Origin of the sequence: Bradyrhizobium sp. (genome assembly GCF_049512235.1) — a bacterium.
In the GTDB taxonomy this organism is placed as follows: Bacteria; Pseudomonadota; Alphaproteobacteria; order Rhizobiales; family Xanthobacteraceae; genus Bradyrhizobium.
On the sequence record NZ_JBEKXH010000672.1, the window covers coordinates 1 to 2,972 of the forward strand.

2 protein-coding genes are annotated in these 2,972 nt (G+C 63.5%); both read left to right on the top strand.

Features of this window, described 5'->3' with window-relative positions; genetic code table 11:
- Nucleotides 1–518: 518 nt before the first annotated feature.
- Nucleotides 519–1,823, top strand: a complete 1,305-nt coding sequence (locus tag ABSG20_RS33690; RefSeq protein WP_423868759.1) for an MFS transporter — start codon at nucleotides 519–521, stop codon at nucleotides 1,821–1,823.
- 73 nt (nucleotides 1,824–1,896) lie between these two features.
- On the top strand, nucleotides 1,897–2,972 hold a 1,076-nt coding region (tcuA, locus tag ABSG20_RS33695), incomplete at its 3' end, for an FAD-dependent tricarballylate dehydrogenase TcuA (RefSeq protein ID WP_423868760.1).

Below are 2,972 nucleotides of genomic sequence, written 5' to 3' on the forward strand. Positions count from 1 at the left end.
CTCCCCTGGAGGGGGAGGGTCGTCCGCAGTCGACGATGCTCCGCATCGTCTATGCGGGCGGGGTGGGGTGACGGTCTGTCCGCGGGGCGGTGTTTCGGTGGTCCCGCTTCCGGCCCATGGTCGGCGAAATCGATACATTTGCGCCCGCGGAGAGATCACTCCACCCCGCTCGCTGCGCGAGCGACCCTCCCCTGGAGGCCCCTCCAGGGGAGGGTAGAAAGTGCCGTGCATGGCTGAACTGCCCCGCGCAACATCGCCCAATTTTCTCCCAGCGTGGTGCACGCGCAGCGCGCTGGCTGTCTCCCCCGCGAAGAGCGGGAGAGGGAGCGAGAGGCCAGTGCTCGTGGCCCGAAATGATAGGTTTCACGGTATCCGTTCCCTGGCGATGCTGGTTCGGTCGGTTTTTTTAAGGTTGGTCATGCCGCGCCGGCGTGGCAGATTGCTCCCCAAGCACAACAAACGTCGGCTGGAACAGAGTCTTTCCGCACCGGCAAATTGTAAACGGGGAGAAGCTCGCCATGTCGCAGGTATCGCAGCCGCCGCAGATCAAATCGCGCCTCGGCGCCATTCTGCGCTCGACCAGCGGCAATTTCCTCGAGCAATTCGATTTCTTCCTGTTCGGCTTTTATGCCAGCTATATCGGCAACGCGTTTTTTCCGAACGTCGACGAAACCGCCAAGCTGCTCAACACCTTCGGCGTATTCTGGCTAGGCGCCATGATGCGCCCGGTTGGCGCCATCGTACTCGGCGCCTATATCGACCGCATCGGCCGGCGCCAGGGACTGATCGTCACATTGGCGATCATGGCGCTCGGTACGGTGACGATCGCGCTCTGTCCGAGCTACGCCACGATCGGCATTGCCGCGCCGGTCATCGTCGTGATCGGCCGCTTGCTGCAGGGTTTCTCCGCCGGCGTCGAACTCGGCGGCGTCTCGGTCTATCTCGCCGAGATCGCCACGCCCGGCAACCGCGGCTTCTATACTTCGTTCCAGTCCTCCAGCCAGCAGGTCGCGATTTTCGTCGCCGCGATCATCGGATTTGGGCTTAGCGAATTGATGCCGAAGGAAACCGTCGCGGCCTGGGGCTGGCGCATTCCGTTCTTCATCGGCTGCCTGATCATTCCCGTCATTTTCTTTTTGCGCCGGACGTTGGAGGAAACGCCGGAGTTTCTGGCCATGAAGAAACATCCGACCGCCGGCGAAGTGTTCGCCTCCGCGCTCGCCAACTGGCGCATCGTCCTGCTCGGCATGATGATCGCGGTGTTGACCACCACGACCTTCTACTTCGTCACGGTCTATACGCCGACCTTCGGCAAAAACGTTCTGAAGCTCTCCGGCCAGGACGCGCTTCTGGTCACGCTTCTGGTCGCCGTCACCAACTTCATCTGGAATCCGGTCGGCGGCGCGCTTTCGGACCGGATCGGCCGCAAGCCGGTGTTGCTGGCGATCGCGGGCCTCGCGTTGCTGACGGCCTATCCCGCGCTGCACTGGCTGGTAGCCGAGCCGACCTTCGGCAAGATGCTGACCGTCGAAATGATGTTCTCGTTCTATTTCGGCGTCTACAGCGGCACCATGCTGGGATGCCTGGTGGAGATCGTGCCGGCGCATGTCCGCACCACCTGCTTCTCGCTGGCTTTTGCCCTCGCCGCGGCGCTGTTCGGCACCTTCACGCCGTTTGCGTCGACATGGTTGATCGAAAACACCGGCGACAAGGCGTCGCCCGGATTCTGGCTGATGTTCGCCGCCGCGCTCGGCATCATCGCCGCGATGGCGGTCTATCGCGGCGGCAGGACCATCGAGACCCGCCAGGCGGTCACCGCCTGAGCCCATGAGGCAGCGGACCAGGCGATCGCCTGGTCCGGTTTGATTTCCATGCAAATAACGCTACCAAGAGGGCATGGTCGATTTAAACCGCAGGTTCGACGTGCTGGTGATCGGCGGCGGCAACGCGGCGCTGTGCGCCGCGATCGGCGCGCGGCGGGCCGGCGCATCGGTGCTGGTGCTGGAAGGCGCGCCGAAATTCTATCGCGGCGGCAACACCCGCCATACCCGCAACATGCGCTGCGCCCATGATGCGGCGACCGAGATCCTGACCGGGCCCTATACCGAAGAGGAATTCTGGGAAGACCTCAAGCGCGTCACCGGCGGCCAGACCGATGAGGAACTGGCGCGGCACATGATCGCGGAGTCCAAGGACATCCTGAACTGGATCGTCGAACAGGGCGTGCGCTGGCAGCCGTCACTCGGCGGTACGCTCAGTCTCGGACGGACCAATTCGTTCTTTCTCGGCGGCGGCCGGGCGATGCTGAACGCGCTCTATCTGACCGCCGAAAAGATCGGCGTTGAAATCCTCTACGACGCCGAAGTGGTCGACCTCAATATCAAGGACGGCATGTTTCTTTCGGCGGCCCTGAAGCAGGGCGACGGCCGCATCCGCGCCGCGACGCTGGTCGCCGCTTCCGGCGGCTTCGAGGCCAATATCGAATGGCTCAAAGAGTACTGGGGCGGGGCCGCCGACAATTTCCTGATCCGCGGGACACCCTATCACCGCGGCTCGATCCTGAAGCTGCTGTTGGCAAAAGGCGTGCAGGAGGTCGGCGATCCCACGCAATGTCACGCGGTTGCGATCGACGCCCGGGCGCCGAAATTCGACGGCGGCATCATCACACGGCACGACTCGGTGGTGTTCGGCATCGTCGTCAATAACGGCGCCCAGCGCTTCTACGACGAGGGCGAGGACATCTGGCCGAAGCGCTACGCGATCTGGGGCCGCCTGGTCGCCGCCCAGCCGGACCAGATCGCCTACATCATTTTCGACGCGACCTGCCGCAACAGTTTCATGCCGACGCTGTTCCCGCCGATCGAGGCCGGCTCGATCGCAGAACTGGCGGGCAAACTCACGCTGGATCCGGCCGCGCTGGAAAAAACCATTGGCGATTTCAATGCCGCGGTCAGGCCCGGCACCTTCGACCA

What these genes read in the sequence shown, in the direction of transcription:
- ABSG20_RS33690 (WP_423868759.1), top strand. Translation starts at nt 519, where the DNA reads ATGTCGCAGGTATCGCAGCCGCCGCAGATCAAATCGCGCCTCGGCGCC.